Source organism: Bacillus salipaludis (assembly GCF_004358205.1).
Genome location: NZ_SMYO01000001.1, coordinates 407,575 through 425,688 on the forward strand (window position 1 = coordinate 407,575; position 18,114 = coordinate 425,688).

At 38.3% G+C, this 18,114-nt stretch carries 18 protein-coding genes and 2 riboswitches; of the genes, 5 read left to right on the plus strand and 13 right to left on the minus strand.

The features are described 5' to 3' along the window. Positions 1-393: 393 nt before the first annotated feature. Positions 394-1,125, plus strand: a complete 732-nt coding sequence (locus tag E2K98_RS01960; RefSeq protein WP_133332619.1) for a ZIP family metal transporter — start codon at positions 394-396, stop codon at positions 1,123-1,125. A 36-nt stretch (positions 1,126-1,161) separates the two neighbouring features. Here E2K98_RS01960 and E2K98_RS01965 read toward each other — a convergent pair whose 3' ends face one another. From E2K98_RS01965 to E2K98_RS01990, 6 genes are all read right to left on the minus strand, one after another. Further along, entirely contained in the window at positions 1,162-1,410 is a 249-nt protein-coding gene (locus tag E2K98_RS01965) for an aspartyl-phosphate phosphatase Spo0E family protein (protein ID WP_133332620.1), read from the minus strand. A 216-nt stretch (positions 1,411-1,626) separates the two neighbouring features. Further along, positions 1,627-2,160, minus strand: coding sequence for a 1,2-dihydroxy-3-keto-5-methylthiopentene dioxygenase (locus E2K98_RS01970; protein WP_133332621.1), 534 nt, complete (start codon positions 2,158-2,160; stop codon positions 1,627-1,629). 29 nt (positions 2,161-2,189) lie between these two features. Beyond that, positions 2,190-2,819: a methylthioribulose 1-phosphate dehydratase gene (locus E2K98_RS01975; RefSeq protein WP_026574678.1), complete on the minus strand. Its 630-nt coding sequence runs from the start codon at positions 2,817-2,819 to the stop codon at positions 2,190-2,192. A 1-nt stretch (position 2,820) separates the two neighbouring features. Further along, positions 2,821-3,486, minus strand: a complete 666-nt coding sequence (locus E2K98_RS01980; protein WP_133332622.1) for a 2-hydroxy-3-keto-5-methylthiopentenyl-1-phosphate phosphatase — start codon at positions 3,484-3,486, stop codon at positions 2,821-2,823. Further along, complete coding sequence (gene mtnW / locus E2K98_RS01985; RefSeq protein ID WP_133332623.1) at positions 3,486-4,691, minus strand: 2,3-diketo-5-methylthiopentyl-1-phosphate enolase; 1,206 nt, start codon at positions 4,689-4,691, stop codon at positions 3,486-3,488. Before mtnW ends, E2K98_RS01980 begins: the two co-directional genes overlap by 1 nt. Positions 4,692-4,763: 72 nt before the next feature. Then, positions 4,764-4,873, minus strand: a riboswitch (SAM riboswitch). 75 nt (positions 4,874-4,948) lie between these two features. Then, positions 4,949-6,127 carry a pyridoxal phosphate-dependent aminotransferase gene (locus tag E2K98_RS01990; protein WP_133332624.1) on the minus strand — a complete coding sequence of 393 codons (1,179 nt, stop codon included), beginning with the start codon at positions 6,125-6,127 and terminating at the stop codon, positions 4,949-4,951. A 212-nt stretch (positions 6,128-6,339) separates the two neighbouring features. Next, positions 6,340-6,491: riboswitch (SAM riboswitch) on the plus strand. 98 nt (positions 6,492-6,589) lie between these two features. Between E2K98_RS01990 and mtnK the strand changes: the two genes are divergently transcribed. After that, on the plus strand, positions 6,590-7,777 hold the full coding sequence (mtnK, locus tag E2K98_RS01995) for an S-methyl-5-thioribose kinase (protein WP_133332625.1): 1,188 nt from the start codon (positions 6,590-6,592) through the stop codon (positions 7,775-7,777). 26 nt (positions 7,778-7,803) lie between these two features. Here mtnK and E2K98_RS02000 read toward each other — a convergent pair whose 3' ends face one another. The 3 genes from E2K98_RS02000 to E2K98_RS02010 form a co-directional block, all read right to left on the minus strand. Then, a complete protein-coding gene (locus E2K98_RS02000) occupies positions 7,804-8,982 on the minus strand; it encodes a PAS domain-containing sensor histidine kinase (RefSeq protein WP_235824680.1) in 1,179 nt (392 codons plus the stop codon). Positions 8,983-9,127: 145 nt separating this feature from the next. Then, the gene (locus E2K98_RS02005) at positions 9,128-11,422 is read right to left on the minus strand and encodes a thiamine pyrophosphate-dependent enzyme (protein ID WP_133332626.1); all 2,295 of its coding nucleotides are present in this window, start codon (positions 11,420-11,422) and stop codon (positions 9,128-9,130) included. Then, on the minus strand, positions 11,422-12,435 hold the full coding sequence (locus E2K98_RS02010) for a 2-oxoacid:acceptor oxidoreductase family protein (RefSeq protein ID WP_133332627.1): 1,014 nt from the start codon (positions 12,433-12,435) through the stop codon (positions 11,422-11,424). The genes E2K98_RS02005 and E2K98_RS02010 overlap by 1 nt, the downstream gene beginning before the upstream one ends. A 340-nt stretch (positions 12,436-12,775) precedes the next feature. Here E2K98_RS02010 and E2K98_RS02015 point away from each other — a divergent pair, with 340 nt between their 5' ends. Further along, complete coding sequence (locus E2K98_RS02015; RefSeq protein WP_133332628.1) at positions 12,776-14,521, plus strand: B12-binding domain-containing radical SAM protein; 1,746 nt, start codon at positions 12,776-12,778, stop codon at positions 14,519-14,521. Between the two features lie 429 nt (positions 14,522-14,950). Here E2K98_RS02015 and E2K98_RS30690 read toward each other — a convergent pair whose 3' ends face one another. Both E2K98_RS30690 and E2K98_RS30695 read right to left on the minus strand, forming a co-directional pair. Further along, positions 14,951-15,088, minus strand: a complete 138-nt coding sequence (locus E2K98_RS30690; RefSeq protein ID WP_165976143.1) for a hypothetical protein — start codon at positions 15,086-15,088, stop codon at positions 14,951-14,953. After that, a complete protein-coding gene (locus E2K98_RS30695) occupies positions 15,088-15,252 on the minus strand; it encodes a hypothetical protein (protein ID WP_165976144.1) in 165 nt (54 codons plus the stop codon). Before E2K98_RS30695 ends, E2K98_RS30690 begins: the two co-directional genes overlap by 1 nt. Positions 15,253-15,386: 134 nt before the next feature. On the opposite strand from E2K98_RS30695, the gene E2K98_RS02020 reads away from it, so the two are divergent. Together E2K98_RS02020 and E2K98_RS02025 are read left to right on the plus strand one after the other, a co-directional pair. Next, positions 15,387-15,740, plus strand: a complete 354-nt coding sequence (locus E2K98_RS02020) for a DUF3905 domain-containing protein (RefSeq protein ID WP_133332629.1) — start codon at positions 15,387-15,389, stop codon at positions 15,738-15,740. Between the two features lie 119 nt (positions 15,741-15,859). Next, complete coding sequence (locus E2K98_RS02025; RefSeq protein ID WP_133332630.1) at positions 15,860-16,063, plus strand: alpha/beta-type small acid-soluble spore protein; 204 nt, start codon at positions 15,860-15,862, stop codon at positions 16,061-16,063. A gap of 48 nt (positions 16,064-16,111) precedes the next feature. Here the strand turns inward: E2K98_RS02025 and E2K98_RS02030 are convergent, their stop codons facing one another. After that, entirely contained in the window at positions 16,112-17,317 is a 1,206-nt protein-coding gene (locus tag E2K98_RS02030; protein WP_133332631.1) for an anti-sigma factor domain-containing protein, read from the minus strand. Beyond that, complete coding sequence (sigI, locus tag E2K98_RS02035) at positions 17,314-18,069, minus strand: RNA polymerase sigma factor SigI (RefSeq protein ID WP_235824681.1); 756 nt, start codon at positions 18,067-18,069, stop codon at positions 17,314-17,316. Before sigI ends, E2K98_RS02030 begins: the two co-directional genes overlap by 4 nt. Between the last annotated feature and the right edge of the window lie 45 nt (positions 18,070-18,114).

The window sequence follows — 18,114 nt, forward strand, 5'->3', positions numbered from 1 at the left end:
AATCCTGATGTAAGTTTATTAATATCTTTAATATAACTATATGAAATATTAAGATATAAACAATGATAAAAATCACATTGTTATCTAAAATTATTAATATTCCATTTCTTATCATTAGGCTGCGTTAAAGGACAATGTTGATTTTTGAACAGCGTTGATTGGAGCGGAAGGCACGAAGGCTCCTCGAAAATGCTAACGCATTTTCTTCGTGCGTGGCGGATTCAAGGAAGCAATTCAGTGTCCTGTGGGAGTACGGGACAGGCGAGACCCCGCAGGAGCGAAGCGGCGAGGAGGCTCTCCGAACAGCCCACGAACCGTTGGTGCCTGGAGCGGAAATCAACAACTATGCTTAACAGAGCCTATCTTTAAGAAAGGGAAAGGATTGGAGTGTAAATGGCTGGTGTATTGATTGGAAGTATTCTTTCTGCGTTATCAACAGGAGCGGGTGCATTAATTATTCTTTTTATCCATCATTCCGTTACACACCGCTTTAAAGATATCCTATTAGCCTTTAGTGCAGGGATTATGATGACTGCCTCTACAATAGGACTTATTCCTGAAGCATTAAAAATCGGGGGGTTTCTTTCACTTTTTATTGGAGTGCTTCTCGGAGTTTTTACATTAACGATTTTAGAAAAGAAAATACCGCATATTGAACTTGACCATAATCAATACGGGATTCAGTTTGACGAAAAGGCTTTTTTGATCATTTCCGCAATCACCCTTCATAATATCCCGGAGGGGCTTTCAGTAGGTGTGAGTTATGCCTCTAATACGGGAGAGACGGGGAATCTAATTGCACTGGCAATTGGATTTCAAAATGCGCCGGAAGGCCTTCTAGTTGCGTTATTTCTAATCAATCAAAAGATGGGTAAATTTAAGGCCTTCATCCTTGCGACGTTAACGGGTGCGATTGAAATTGTTACTTCATTAATGGGATTTTATTTGACAGCATTTGTTCAAGGGCTTGTACCATATGGACTTTCATTTGCGGCAGGAGCTATGTTGTTTATTATCTATAAGGAGTTAATTCCGGAAAGTCATGGGGACGGTAATGAAAGAACATCAACCTATGCCTTTATTACAGGCTTGCTTGCAATGGTATTGATTATCGAAACTTTTTAAGAATCGCAGCAGCATCCACACTCCAATCTTTTCTTTTTAAAAACCCACAATCACCTTCGGCCATACTAATATTGATTGTTTAAAAGAAAGCTTTACCTCCTCTTGTTTTTTAGTAGATTGACCTGCAACTTTCTGATACTCGTAGATTAATTCATCAAGCTCTTGACTATATTTGATGGTCTCTTCACTTGTAAAGCCTTTTTTATTTGCACATTCCATCATAAGTTCTCTTTTTACTTTTATTTCTGCTAACATTTCTGAACAACTACTTCCATGCTTGTACAATTTCATCCTTCTCCTTACTCTTACACTCTAATCCACTAAATTAGGCTACTTGATGAATTATACAAGAATTTGTCAAAAAGTAAACCGTATCGCAAAAGTAGACAAAACATTATAATTATTCCGTTCTTTCGACACAGTTTTCTAGATTTGCAGATTTTAAGAATTATAAATAAAAGCGGCCGGCAGATCTGCCGGCCGTATCTTCGTTATTATCTCTTATTGATTTACCTCTTCTTTTTCATAAATTGGTACCCAGCCCTCTGTCGTTACGAAAATACGGACAGCAACGACTTTACGGTCTGCTTCAAGTGTAAAGTAGTGTCTTATATTCTCCGGAACAGAAATTAAATCTCCTGGATTTAAATGAACTTCAAAGAACTCGCCATCTTTTCCTTGGATAACGAATACACCATGTCCGCTTACGATAAAACGAACCTCGTCATCTGTATGATGATGCTCTTGTTTAAAGTTCTTCAAAAGAACATCCAGGTTTGGTGTTGTATCAGATAAAGAGATTACATCCTGTGCTTTATAGCCTCTTCTTGCCGAAATATCTGCAATTTCAGTTGCAAAAACAGCTAAGATTTCCTCTTTTTCCTCATCACTTAAGTTATATTTTTCAACTAAAGCTTGAGGTAATTTTGAAATATCCCATTGCTCATAAATAACTTCCTGACTTGATAGGAAGCCTGCAACCTCCTGCTGATCATGAATTTGTTCTTCTTTACTTTGGAATGTAATATAAGCCATTTTCATTCTCTCCTTATAAATAATTTAATTTATACCACTTTAAATAACTGATTTTGTTTATACTCTAATAGTCGTAACTGATAACGAAACAGAAATTCTGATGCCTCAAGTATCTTCTTGGCTTCAAAGGCGGTTTTTCCCCAAACTGTTATCCCATGATTTCGAATTAGAACAGCACCGGAATCTCCTGAAACATGCTCTGAAAATTCACGAGCAAGTGTAGGAATATCGGCATAGTTATGAATAATCGGAATTTTTAAGACAGCATCTTCTTCCCACATATCAAATGCCTTAATAAGCTCCTGGCCTTTAAACGTGACCTCACCTTGGTCGCCATACACTTCAGAAATGACATTATTATCAATCGTATGAACATGGAGACTGCATCCGGCACCTGTTTTTTGATAAATTTCCACATGAAGCAAAGTTTCCGCAGACGGCTTTAAATGAGTTTGATCGACAGCACGGCCGAATTCATTGACTAGAAGAAAATCCTCATCCGTACGTTTCCGCTTATCCTTGCCGCTTGCTGTAACCAAAAATTGCAGTGGATGATCACTAACTTTGATCGCAAGGTTCCCACTTGTCCCCATAAACCAATCTCTCTCTGCCAGTTCGTCTTTAACATCCGCCAATTCAGACCATCTTTTCTTTAGCATTTTATCTCATCCACCCCAATTCTTTTTTTATTTCTTCGATACAATCAAAGAACGTATTGAACCCCTGGTGATTAATTCCCCATTCAACACATTTTTCTTGAAGCAAATCCCTTGCGAGCACAAAGTCCGCCTGTTTTGCTGCTTCTAAATCGGTAACAGAGTCACCGATGACAATTTTGAAAGGATCTTCTTCTATGTTTAATTGTCGAATAATGCTCGGCTTACAACAGCCGCATTGATTGCTGCATAGTTTATCACATTCATGCGGCCATAAAATTTCGATTGTTTCACCGGAAAAATTTGACCCATTGCAATAAACTCCATCAAAGGGACCGAACTCCTCTAGAATCGGATGAAGAAAAAAGTCGATTCCACCACTAATTATGTAGAATGGAATTTTTTCACTGCGGGCAAATTCAACAAATTCTTTGAAACCCGGTCGAATTTTAGCATTTTCAATTGCAAATGCAGTAATTTCATCTTTCCAATCACTTGGCAATAACGAAAATAATTTTCCTACCCCTTCACTGATTGATATTTGCTGGGATAAAATTTGATCCTTGATAGCTTCCCATCCTGGAGGTGCAAATCTTTTCATAATGGCAATAATGTTGTCACTCTCGGTAACCGTCCCGTCAAAATCACAATAAATTACAGGTTTCGTCATTAAACCGTAACCTCCGCATTTCCCCATAATTCAAGAGCCTTTTTAAGCTCCGGATAAACTTTAGCACCTTCCACCAAGGAATCACCTTTTAATTTGGTATCAATTGCCTGCCTGAAAGCTGTGCCGCCCCCTTTTGCTCCATCCGGATGTCCATGAACGCCGCCGCCTGCATTGATAATGGAATTTACACCAAAATCACGAATTAACAGTGGAACCAATCCTGGATGGATTCCAGCAGAAGGGACAGGAAATGCTGTCTTAAAAGTATCTTCTTTTGTAAGCTCATCTGCTATCGATAAAGCTAGAGGTTTATCTAAAGCAACCGTTCCGTATGGTGACGGGAATAATGACAAATCTGCACCCGCATAGCGTAACAGCTTTCCAAGTAATAAAGAATGGGATAGTCCATATTGCGATGATGATGTTAACGCACCACTTACCGCAGGATGTGCCATCAATGGTAATCCAATGCCATCATCCTCCCTTAATTCCTGTAGGACATCAAGGCCATAAGAAAACACATTAAATAATAAAAGGTCAGCTCCAAGCTCTGCAGCCCTTCTAGCTTTATCCTTAAGCTGTGATGTTCTGCCCGTTAAATTTACTGCATACAAGGTTCTATGCCCTGTCTCTTCGTAAACCGCTTGTAGAACTTTTTTACCCTCTGTAATTCTTTTTTCAAATGGTGTAAGTTCATTTTCAAAAAGAATTTCATCATCCTTTACCAGGTCTACTCCGCCAAGTGCTTGCTGTTTCAATTGTTCCGCTAAAAAAGCCAGATCTTTTCCCAGTACCCCTTTGAAGATGCTCATTAACAAGGGACGCCCTTGGACACCTACCTTTTCACGAATGCCTTCAATTCCAAATCTAGGTCCCGGAAACTGCATTTTTATTTCTTGGCCAAACACTAAATCAAGGAGTTTAATTTTCCCATCGAGGGACAACTTTCCAAAAACAGTCGTTAGAATTGCCGGTAAATCATTTGAAAAATTAACGGTTGGGTAGGCAATCCGGATAACTGACGGTTTTTCTGAATGCCAGTCTTCAACGGACACCACCCTGCCCTTATGTTTGCGCAATTGATCTTTTTCAAGTTCAGGCAGATTTGTCCAGGAACCTACCGTTAATCCTAGTGCGATTTCTTCCGCTTTTTTTTTCGGGTTTTTTTCCTCATGAAGTAGGTATGTAGCAATGATTTCAGTCATAGATGTTCAACTACCTTTCGTTAAATAAAAAACCTCTTCGAAAAGAAGAGGTTAGCATTCAAAACTAACATCTTCTCATCTTTCAGCTTTTTGCTGCAAGATTTAGCACCGTGCTTACCATTTTGGGTAAGTCGGTTGCCGGGCTTCATAGGGCTGGTCCCTCCGCCTGCTCTTGATAAGAAAACATTCGTTATATTCACTTTTAAACGTTGCTTAACTTTATAAAGGATTATCCCAAGAAAAAAAAAATCTGTCAACTATTTTTTGAAAATTTCCAAGGAACTTATTCTTCTGACAGCTTCTTTAAGCCTCTCCTCGTCTGTTAATAACCCAACACGAACATACCCTTCACCAAAGCTGCCAAAGCCAATCCCGGGTGCAACCATAATATGGGCTTGGTCAAGTAGAAGATTAGCAAATTCCTCAGAGGTAAATCCAGTGGGAACCTTTAACCAGGCAAAAAAGGATCCTTTCGGTGCAGTTACCTCCCAGCCAATTGTTCGAAGTCCATCAATTAAAATATTCCGTCTTCGCTCATACAGCTGGTTTTGCTCCCATACACAATCCTGTGGTCCCGTTAATGCTTCCGCAGCTGCTTCCTGTACGGCGCCAAACAGACTAACATATAAGTGATCCTGCAAAAGCTCAATTGAAGAAATGATTCTTTCATTTCCTACAGCAAACCCAACACGCCAGCCAGCCATATTATAAGTTTTAGACAATGTATAGATTTCGATTCCAACCTCTTTTGCTCCCTCTACCTGTAAAAAGCTTAGAGGTTTTTCCCCGTCAAAGCCAATTGCACCATAAGCAAAATCATGGACAACACAAAAATTATGTTCATTTGCTAGCTTAACGGTTTCAGTGAAAAACTCCTCTGTTGCGGTCGCTCCCGTAGGATTATTCGGATAGTTAAGAAACATTAATTTTGCATTTTTTAAAGCTTCTGGTGTTAATTCCTCATAATCAGGTAAAAAATGATTTTTTTCCCTTAAAGGCATTGTAACCATCTTTGCCTGTGCTAGGGCTACCCCGGACCAATAATCCGGATATCCGGGATCGGGGACTAGAATGGTATCGCCGGGATTTAACAGGCATAGCGGCAATTCAACCAGACCTGCTTTTCCGCCAAATAAAATCGCGATTTCTTTGTCGGGGTTAACTGAAACACCATATTCCCTTTGATAAAATTCTGCTGCCGCCTGCTTCAAATATGGATAACCTTGAAAAGGTGAATATTTATGATTTATCGGTTTCTCGGCGGCTTCTTTTAGCTTCTCAACAATATGTTTTGGGGTTGGTTGATCAGGGTTACCCTGGCCTAAGTTAATAACATCGTGACCTGCTTTAATGTACTGCCCCACTTTTTTTACTAATGACGCAAAAAATTGTTTCGGTAGATTTTCTAATAGATTTGATGGTGGAAAAGTGTTCAAATGTTCTCACCTGCTTAAAAAGTAAATTATTATTGAAATTCTAGTCAGTAATGATATTACTTTTATAACGGCTTGTAAAGTAAAAATTCGGCAGATTCCAATTTTCGAAGTTAGAAAACCTGAATATTATAAATAATTTTTAAAAACATTGACACTATTATTATTTGACTGTTATTATTTCAACATATTGAAAAAAATGAAAATTAGATTTTCTCTTATCACGAGCTGGCTGAGGGATTTGGCCCTTTGAAGCCCAGCAACCGACCGTAATTCCATTGTAAAATGGGGCGCAGCTGCGCCGGGAATTCTCCCACAAGGCACGGTGCTAATTCCAACAGAAAGATTACTTTCTGAGAGATAAGAGGTGCGAAGAACAAAAAACAATTGTCCTTTAGCCTCTTTCAGATGAGAAAGAGGCTTTTTTCTTTTGAAAAAGCCTCTAATAAACAGGAGGAATAAATCATGAGTATTTTAAATCTAGAAACATACCAGCCATTAACAGAAACCACCGCAGTCCAGCTAGCATTAGAACTAAATATATTTGATGCTGATTCTCAAATAACCTGTAAGGAGATTGGGGATGGGAACTTAAACTTAGTTTTTCATCTCGTAGAGCAAAAAAGCAGTAAAAGTATTATTATTAAGCAAGCGCTACCTTATGCGAAAGTTGTTGGAGAAAGCTGGCCGTTGACCGTTAAAAGAGCAAAAATAGAAGCCGATGCTTTAAAAATATTTGGTCATCTAGCACCAGCCTACGTTCCGGAAGTTTATTATACCAATGATTTATTAGCCGTAACTGTGATGGAGGACCTTTCCCATCTTTCCATTGCAAGAACAGGATTTATCAATGGGGAAACCTATCCTTTAATTTCACAGCATCTTGGTGAATATCTAGCGAAAACATTATTTTATACCTCCGATTATGGGTTAGGACCTGCGGTAAAAAAGGAGCAGGTACAAAAATTTATTAATCCGGAACTATGCAATATAACAGAAGACCTTATTTTTACGGATCCTTATTATGAGGCTGAAACGAATGAATTTGAAGAGGGTTTGCGAGCGGATGTTGAATCCCTTTGGAATGACGAAGATTTAATCTTTCATGTTTCCGTGTTGAAAAAAAGTTTTTTAACAGAAGCAGAAGTTCTTCTTCATGGTGACTTGCACACGGGAAGTATGTTCGCAAATAACTCCGTGACAAAAGTGATTGATCCGGAATTTGCTTATTATGGTCCTGCTGGTTTTGATATAGGGCAGGTATTTGCAAATCTACTGTTCCAAGTCATTGTTAACAATGATAACCGCAATATCTTTATTAACCATGTCGAAACGGTCTGGAATGTTTTTCATAAAGAATTCAGCCGCCTTTGGGAAGTAGAAAATAAAGAGAAATTAGTAAATACCCAATTATTTTTGAACCACGTTGTCTCAAAATACTTTGAGGATGCCCTTGGATTTGCAGGCTGTGAATTGATTAGAAGAACAATTGGCCTTGCCCATGTAGCTGATTTGGACCGTATTGAAGATGAAAACGTCAGATTAACCGCAAAAAGAAAATCATTGGAATTAGGGACATTACTCATAAAACAGCGGAAGGAAATAAATGGGTTGACTGAATTCATCACTGCTATAAAAGAAACGATAAAATAGAAAAAGCAATCCGCCTGGATTGCTTTTCATTTTGAATTTGCTAAAAGTGGAAGGATAATGGTAAAAGTGGTTCCCTTCCCTATTTCACTTTCAATTTGAACGGTTCCCTGATGTTCTTCAATAATCCGGTAACTTACCATTAAACCTAGGCCGGTTCCCCGTTCCTTAGTCGTATAAAAAGGTTCACCTAGTTTTTTTATTTTTTCTTCCGGAATCCCCATCCCTTCATCGCAGATCGAAATCCGAATTTGGTTATTTTCTGTTTGGTTGATTTTAATTAAGATATTACCGCCATCCGGCATTACTTCTATCGCATTTTTGATAATATTAATAAAAACCTTTTTTAATTGATTCGGTTCACAAAAAATAAGCGGAAGCTTGTTCTCAAAGCTTGTAATAAATTGTACATTATGCAAGACTGCTTGAGCGTTCAGAAGGTCAACCGTTTCCTTCATTATTTGTTTAATATCTTTTTCCTGAAACCGTTTTGCCTGCGGCTTTGCTAAAATTAAAAACTCATTAATAATTGAATCGATACGCTGTAATTCTGACGTTATAACTTGGTAATACATTTCATGTTCTAATTTAATACTGCCTTCAAGTAATTGAATAAACCCCTTTAAGGCCGTCATTGGATTACGAATTTCATGTGCAATCCCAGCAGCAAGCTCTCCAATTACGTTTAACGTATCGGATTTCCGAAGCTGCTCCTGTATTTCTATCTTTTCGGTAATATCTTTAATAACCGTAAGATTTAAGCCCTCAACAATCTCGTGTTTTGATGAATAGTCAAAATATCTTTTTTGGCCTTCTTCTGATTCAATGATAATCGTCGAAGAATGCTTCCCCTTATCCATTGCCTGTTCAACATGTTTGATGATTTCTGGTTTGATCTTAGTTTCACTGAATAATCCAAAAAGATTCTTACCAATTAAAAGGTCTTTAGAAAGACCAAATATGTCTTCTGCACTGCTATTAAGATCGACAATCTGAAATTGATCATTCCATAAAAGGAGCCCATCAATCGAATCCTCAAAAATCATTCTAAACTTCCGTTCACTTTTTTTTAGTTTCCTTAATTCTTCAAGAAATGGATACTTGGGGGTATTTCTAATCCCAACGTGGGTATTCCTATTTTCTTCTATATGTATGTTACCCGCTTCATCTAAAGGTAAAGCGTTATTTTTCTGAACCTGCTTTTCCACGTATCGCACCCCACGACTTCCAATAATGTAGCTCCACTCATCATATTATAAGTTTATATATTCTACATTATAGAACAAAAATCCTTTATAGTACTCCTTTTCTACTAAAAAAAGGCAGAACGCTAAGCGCTTTGCCTTTTTTCACTTATAACATAGGGTTTTCATGCTTGGCTCTTAACCGCTGCCATCTTTTTTCTACTTCAGCTTCAAATTCTTCTAAAATTGGTTTGTTTTCATCTTTTAAAAGGTGCTTTGTCTTGCCCATATATTTAAGCCAATCAGCAAGTGGAATCCGTCTGTTTTTCTCTTCCGGATTATAGGTGATATTGGTAACTCCCTGTTCCACCTCATAAAGTGGGAAGAAACAGGAGTTTACAGCTGCTTCTACAATGGTTGTACCGTACCGGTCATCCGATTTCCAATTTAATGGACAGGTAATCAAGATTTTCCCATAAACAGTCCCAACATTTTGTGCATACCACTGAGCCTTTGCTCCCTTTTTAATCAAATCTTGCGGGAATGCCTCAGAGCCTGTAAATACATATGGAATATTCGTAGCTGCCATGATTTGAGCAGTATCCTTATGATGGAAGGCTTTCCCGTGCTGTGCCTTTCCTACCCCCGATGTGCTTGTCATATGGCCAAGAGGAGTGGAATAAGACATTTGCGAACCCGTATTCATGTAGCCTTCATTATCATATTCAAGCATAATCAGTTTATGGCCGCGAAGGGCTGTACCAATTGCAGAGCCCATTCCAATATCCATTCCGCCGTCACCAGTTATCATAACAAATGTGGCATCATCCGATACTTGAATTTCCCCCCGGCGCTTCAATTCCATAAAGGCTTCAACTGTTCCTGAAAGTGTAGCTGCCCCGTTTTGGAATAAATTGTGCATCATTGTTTGCTTATGGGAACTATGCGGATAAGCAGTAGTCGTAACATAGGCACAGCCAGTTTGGAAAAGCGTGACAATATCGCCTTCAATTCCTTTAAAAAACAGTTCAAGACCTGCGAAAATTCCACAGCCTGGGCAGGCTCCATGGCCGGAGGCAATTCTTTTCGGTTTACCTGTTAAGGCTCGGAGCGGCGGGATTTTCACCTTTAATTTATTTGTTTCTTCATCCATTTTTACTTCAATTAATCCAGATTTATAAACATCCCCATGCTGCGGGGAAATAACTGGCTTAAGAATCTTTTCCGGGTTCCCAGGAAAATGCCCATAGTAATCAAATGGCTTCTCAGCATAACCCTTTTCCATTGCATCCATCGTTAAGTTGAAAAATTCCTGTGCATCACCAGCATAAAAGTCTTTCCCGCCAAGTCCGAACACGCGGCTTAAGACAATCGTTTGATTGGCTTTGTCGTCTTGAAGAGCAGACTTCACTTCATGTGTTAAATTTGGTCCATGCGCACCATATGAATCGGCACGTTCACCAACTAATAAGGCTTTCACATTTTTTAGTGCTTCCCGAATTTCCTTTGCAGGGAATGGGCGAATGATATTGGGGCTGATTACACCGGCTTTAATTCCTTTTGCCCGTAACCCGTCAACAACATCCTTTGCCGATTCGGCAGCAGAGTTTAATAGGAATAAGGCAACCTCAGCATCTTCCATTTTATATAAATCAAGAACTGGATATTCTCTTCCGGATAATTTTGCATATTCAGCTGCAACCTCTTTAAAAACTTCACCAGCATTGTATAACGCTTCTGATTGCTGGAAATGGTTATTCATCAAATCCTGCCCATTCATGTGGGCTCCAATAGTAACCGGTTTCTGCGGGTCCCTAATAAAATTATAATCAGTTGGACACTCCCCTACAAATTGTTGAACTTTACTTCGGTCTTTGAAATATTCAACTCTTCGTTTTTGATGGGAAGTAAAAAAGCCATCGTAGGCAACAATAACCGGCAAGCGTACTTTAGAATGTTCTGCAATTTTAAGTGCAATAATATTCATATCGTAAACTGCCTGGGGTGTTTTGGCTGTTAAAATGACCCAGCCAATATTCAAGCCATAGTATAGATCGGAATGATCTCCTCTAATATCAAGCGGCCCGCTGACGGCACGAGTCACAAGGTTCATAACCATTGGAAAACGTGTACCAGCTTGTACCGGCAGCTGTTCAATCATATAAAGGAATCCATTTGCACTTGTCGCATTGAATACCCTGGCACCTGTTGCTGCGGCACCATAACAAATTCCCGCGGAACCATGCTCTCCATCTGCAGGAATTAATTTGATATCATGCTCTCCGCGCGTTTTCATTTGATCTAAGAATTGGGCTACTTCTGTTGATGGTGTAATTGGGAAATACCCCATGATATGATAGTTGATTTGAGCAGCAGCCATCGCTGCCATTTCATTCCCAGATTCAAAGGTTGATAATTGTTCAGCAACCTGATTTGCCAATAATTTATCTTCTAAAATTGCCATTAGTATCTACCCCCTGCTACATAAGGAAAGTTTTGCTTAACGCGGTTAGCATCTGCATAGCCAATCATCTCACGAAGATCGCCCAGCGCAGCTGTAGGACATGCTTCTACACATTTTAGACAGCCTTTGCAATATTGATAGTCAATTCCTTTCAGGAACATTTGCTTTCGGCCCCGTTTATCTTCTCCTTCTTCCCATACAAAGCAATAATCTGGACAAACATTATCACAGGCTGCACAGTCTATGCATTTATCCCGGTTAAATTCCGGCAGAAATCCTTGTCTTGAGCCACTCAAATCTTTTAAAATACTATTACCTTGTGCTATAATGGAGCCGCCAATTTCTTGGGTCATAAATCCCAACAGTGACTGTGGACGAGTAAATGCTTTACCTTCCGCCCCATTCGGCACTTGATAAGTTTTAAATTGAACTTCTTCAAAACCGCGATTAAAGGTACGAATATTTGGTTCTACAAGATGTGGATATTTTTTTTCAAACGTTTTACGAATCACATCTCGCATCGACTCCGGGTCCAAGAAATCACAAATTCGATACAGCGCTCCAAGCATTGCTGTATTTACCTTTGTTTTTTCTTCCACAGCAATCGTTAAAGCATCAACGATGGCAAGTGTTCCATATTCAAGTTTTAAATCTCTTTTTACTTCATCAAAATCTCTTGCTGTGTTTACTAATACGATCCCATCAGCATTTAAGCCGCTGACAACATTAATCGTTTTGTATAGTGCTTCATGGAACACACCTACTATATGTGGCTGTTCGATTGGACTGTGATCCCTAATTTGAACTTCAGGCTCACAAAAGCGGATAAAGCTTTTCACTGGAGAACCTTTTTTCTCCGAACCATAGGACGAAAAATTAGAGCCATTTAAGCCAAGCCCTAATACACCTGCCTCAGCTAGCATTTTTCCAGCTAAGTTCGCACCTAATCCCCCAATAGATTCCAAACGGATTTCAAAAAATCCCAAATCATTTTTCTTCGGTAATACCGACATAGTATCCCCTCCCGATAGACAAAAAGCATCGATGTGCTTATTCTAAAAAAGTAAAATAGATTAACTTCCCCAAGAGTATTGTAAGGCAATTGTTTCTAATAAGTCTGTGACAAATGTTATACATACAGGAAGTTCCTTATAACACTTTGTAATTTTTATTAAAAAACCCTAATACAAATGACTTTGAAGCGTTTCCATAATTATATAACAGGGTTAAAACTGTGGTATAACAGAGAGCAGTTCAACCTGTTCCCTACAACTTCATTTGTTTAACATCTACTCTATTAGCCAAGAATGGGTTATAATTAAATGTTATTTATTATAAATAAGGAGAAATAGAATGAAAGTCATTTGTACTACTTTAAACGCTAAGTATATTCATACGAACCTGGCTATTCGTTATTTAAAGGCTTATGCTTTGCCTGAATTTAATATAAAAATTAAAGAATATACGATAAAAGACCCGGTCATGAATATTGTCACCGACCTCTATCAGCAAAAGCCGGACGTTATAGGATTCAGCTGTTATATTTGGAATATAGAAGAAACAATTAAAGTCGTAAACATGCTTAAAAAAATCGATCCTTCCATTATCATTGTTTTTGGGGGTCCTGAAGTTTCCTATGATACATCGGAATGGATGGAAAAAGTTCCTCAGGTCGATTTTATTGTGATGGGCGAAGGGGAACAAACCTTTAAACAGCTTCTTTCAGAAATTGAAACAAACAAAGACTATCGAAATGTCCCTGGCATTGCATACCGGAATGAGGGTCAAGCTGTGATTACGCCGCAACTGAATAAGCTTGATTTAAAAGAGCTCCCCTCACCCTACCGCTTTGAAGAAGATATCCCGCATCTGGGCAAACGTGTCTCCTATATTGAGACAAGCCGTGGTTGTCCGTTTAGCTGCCAATTTTGCTTATCCTCTATCGAAGTCGGGGTTCGCTATTTTGAAAGAGAAAAAATTAAAGAGGATATTCGTTATTTAATGGCAAACGGTGCCAAAACGATTAAGTTTGTCGATCGTACCTTCAATATCAGTAGAAGTTATGCAATGGACATGTTTCGCTTTTTGATCGATGAACACCTGCCAGGGACGGTATTCCAGTTTGAAATCACTGCAGATATTATGCGCCCTGAAGTCATTGATTTTCTCAATCAAGAGGCACCCAAAGGGTTATTCCGCTTTGAAATTGGTGTTCAATCCACCAATGACTTTACAAACGAACTGGTAATGCGAAAACAAAATTTTACAAAGTTAACTCGAACGGTAACGATGGTTAAAGATGGCGGTAAAATTGATCAGCATCTTGATTTAATTGCCGGCCTGCCGGAAGAAGACTACAATTCCTTCAGAAAAACGTTTAATGATGTTTTTGAATTACGGCCGGAGGAATTACAACTTGGATTTTTAAAAATGCTCAGAGGAACCGGAGTACGGCTTCGTGCTAATGACCATGGGTATATCTATATGGACCATTCGCCATATGAAATTTTGGGGAATAACGTACTTTCCTTTGATGACATTGTCAAAATAAAACAAGTGGAAGATGTATTAGAAAAATATTGGAACGACCATCGAATGGACCTGACAGTAGAATATTTAGTTACAAACGTCTTTTCTTCACCATTTGATTTCTTCCAACAATTCGGAACCTTCTGGGATGAACAAGGATGGTCAAGAATCGGCCATCAATTGGAGGACTTATTCCGTAGACTGCATTCCTTCTTAGAACATATCTCTATAAAGGACTTGGAAATCGTAATCGGACTGATGAAATACGACTATCTGATCCATCATAAATATAAACCAAGGAAGCCTTGGTGGGAACAGAGTTTCACAAAAGAAGAGCGCGTAAAAATTTATAAACAAATCTCGGAGGTTCCTTCCTTATTAGGACAGTCTTTTATAGATTTAGGGCTTGATGAAAAAGATTTATTTAAGCATACCATGCTTGAGAATCTTTCCTTTGACCTTAAGGAATATCTTGAATCAGGAAGAATTATTGCCCATCCAACCCGTTTGGTTGCTTACTTTAACCCGACAAACGAAGAAACGGTGATTTTCTCATTCAAGGAAAAATAGTCAGGCGCTTTAACCCGCCTCGGATTGTCGAGGAAGATTATATTTCTCGGCAATTTTCCATTCTTTCTAAAACTTAAATACTTAAATACCGATTTTTATTTAAAGACTTTCCATGCTAAGGGGCCTGTTGATTGGAGCGGAAGGCACGGAGACTCCTCGAAAATGCTAACGCATTTTCTTCGTGCGTGGGCGGATTCAAGAAAGCAATTCATTGTCCTGCGGGAGTACGGGGCAGAGAGACCCCGCAGGAGCAAAGCGACGAGGAGGCCCCCCGGAACGTCCGCGGAAAGCGAAGTGTCTGGAGCGGAAATCAACGGACCTGTAGAACTGCCAATATATTAATCAAATACCTTATAGAATTGTAAGTAAGTAAACGAATAAAGGCTATCGAATTTTTTCGACAGCCGGAGCCGGCTTAAAGCCGGCTTTTTATTGTTTTTTACACTCTGTTTTCTTCTTATTTTTATTTGGTATTTGAAGTGTTTCAAACAGCTTTGTCCCGTTTACATCTCCAAATTCAATGCTGAATTCTTCTTTCGGAATTTGTGCCTTGCTGCCTGGCTTCATTACCCTCTTCCCTTTCTTCCTAATTTGGAATTTCGATTGGCACCCTTTAAATGATCATCTTCTCCATGAGAAAATTCTGCTGAAAATTCACTTTCCTGAACATTTTTATGTGGGGTTTTAGAATACTTTTCAACTGCATTAACTTCTGCTTTCCTTTTTGCCATCGTATAATCCTCCCAAAAAAATAATCTTACACAAGTAGTTTTTATCAAACAATAATAATCATTCATTTCCTTTTTTTTCTTAATATAAATTTTCTTTGCTGTAGGAAAATATAAGAAAAAGGAGTGAATGATTCATGACGAAGCAAAATCGCGAAAAATCTCTAAAACCATTGGATATAGATGAAACCTTGCCACATCAAATCAGTGCTCCGAGTTTTGAGGGTACTGGTATAAAAATGGAAACACCATTTGTTAACAAGCATGGGGTAGTGATTGGTGACAGTATGTATGCATCTGAAAATTCTCCTTTAGAAAATTGGACCGATGAAACAGATCCTGAAATTATGGCTGGAGATGAGTGGGTTCATCCAACAAACGATATCGGCTGGAATACAACCGAAAATAAGGAATTACTTGAGAGTAAACGGAAACCAAAAGCTTACCCTTTTATGCACCCTTCGAAGGATGTTGGAAAGGGAACAGACTAAATTATTTTTTCTAAGATATCCATATCCGAAAAACATTACCACACATTAAAATAAAGCAATGAAAAATACTATGCATACAGAGATTTTTTCTCTGTAACGATTTTAAGGAGTTGACGATTATGGCTAATAGCAGTAACAAATTATTAGTTCCAGGCATTGAACAGTACCTGGATCAAGTTAAATATGAAATAGCGCAAGAGTTTGGCGTACACTTAGGATCAGATACAGTCTCACGGGCAAATGGTTCTGTTGGGGGCGAAATAACAAAGCGACTGGTCAAGCAGGCTCAGGCACAATTATCAGGAAATTCCTCACAAGAATAATTTCATAATTGGCTGAAAAAAAGTCCGGCAGGATAGCCGGACTTTTTACTAATTTTTATGCTTGTAACGATACGATTCTTGGCTATTTTTAGTCTTGCTTGATTGAGGGTGCTTCTCTTTTCCCTTTGCTTTTTGATTTGAATTTCCCTTGTGACTGGATTTATTCTTATTACTTAATTGTTTATTGTGGTTGGAAATGTTTTCTTTATTGTTTTGGTTCTTCTGATTGGAAATGTTTTCTTTATTGTTTTGGTTCTTGTGACTTGAATTTTTCTTTTGATTTGAATTATTTTTATGGCCAGGTTTTGAATCCTTTGAACTGTGGTCCTTTTTTTCTTGTTTTTTCGATTTCTTTTCCGATTTATTTTTCATCTTACCTTGTGGACGGTTCGATGGAGGTTGATTCATTTGTTTTCCTTTTTTAACAGTGACATTATTAGATTTATTTTTGTCCCCATCAAGTTTCTTCTGCTGTCCCGGCGGTAATGCGGGTTGTGCCGTAGGTGCAGGAACTGCGTTTTGGCTCTTAGACTTTCCATTAATCCATTTTGTTTCCGTTTGATCAGCACCTTGAAGCGATTGGATTTTATTTTCTTTGTATTTCCCGGTCGTAAGCCCTAATTGACGAGCTTCTTTCCGTTCTTTTTCAGAACCACTTAGGACAGTGGCCTCTAAATTCTGTTTATTTACTGATTCTTTAATTTCCTCAATGTTTTCTTTTAGCTCATCTTCAACCGGTTTTTCTGCCTGTTCCGTCCGAACGGTAGAAATAATGACCTGTTTACGATCAATCAAATAGCCTTCTTTTTTCATCTCGCTAAGAAGGTTTTGAGTGAGGTCAGATACGTCCTTTTTCTGCCAGTTAGGAATATGCGCAATGATTTCCTTTCCTGCTTCATTAAAGCCTGTTAATTCGACCACCTGCATCTTTTTATTTACACCAAGCTCAATACTTGGATTTACATCAATCGACATATAGGCATACGCTTTGTTATCCTGATAAGCAGGAATAAAGGAAGCAAGAATTAAAAGGAGAACCATTAACCCTACCCATACAGGTTTCAATTTGAAAAGATTTTTTACAGAACGTCTGGATTGGGATGCAGGTAAATCATTATTTTCAATGGGAAAAAAGTGAATTTCTTCACCGATTTCATAGGGCTGATTCCTTTTTCTTGCGCGTAAAAATTCACCCTCCGGGGTTAATAGCAATAGAAATGCATCATCAATTTCCATTACAATTCCTTTTTTCATGTCTCAAGCACCCCCTTTATATAATCCTTTAGAAAAACATAATCACCTGATAAAATAAGTGCGATTGCAATAATATACTTACGATTTCGTTCAATTGTTTTCCTGCTGACATCTACCATTTTTTCTAATTGTTTAATGGGAAGACGTTTTTTTTCAAGTAATATTTCTTTAAGCTCCGGATGATCAACAATCATTTTAGCGATAAGAATTGCATTTTTTCGTGCATCTGCATGCTTTGGAGAATTTTCCACTAAATCACTGAAGTTTAAATCAAAGGTTTTCAGCAGTTGTTGAAATTGAATAATCTCATCTTTTCTAAGCTGCTCATCCGCCTTTTTATGATAATTTTCAAGAGATAATTCGTTTACAATTACCGTACCGGGAGACTCCTCTTCGATGGATGAGGTTTGGAAATCAAGACTTATATGTTGATTTTTTGTTTGTTTACGAATATAGTCAATAACTCTTCTTTTGATTAAAACTTCAGAAAAACTTAATAGGGAACTTCCCCGCTCGGATGAATATTTTTCAATCGCTTCATTAAAGGCTAAAAGACCAATGCTGAATTCATCATCCGTTTCATATATATATCTTTTGCATACAGAAGAAACTGTTTTTGCAATAAATGGTTTGTATGATTCAATCAGTTCATTAAGTAGGATACGGTCCCCTTGCTGAATTAATTTTACCGATTCCTCTAGAGTTTTTTTCTTCTTTTTGGTCATGAACAACAAACTGAGCATTAGACTCACCTCTCTATTCACCCAATTATACCATACGGATGATGTTATAGATTT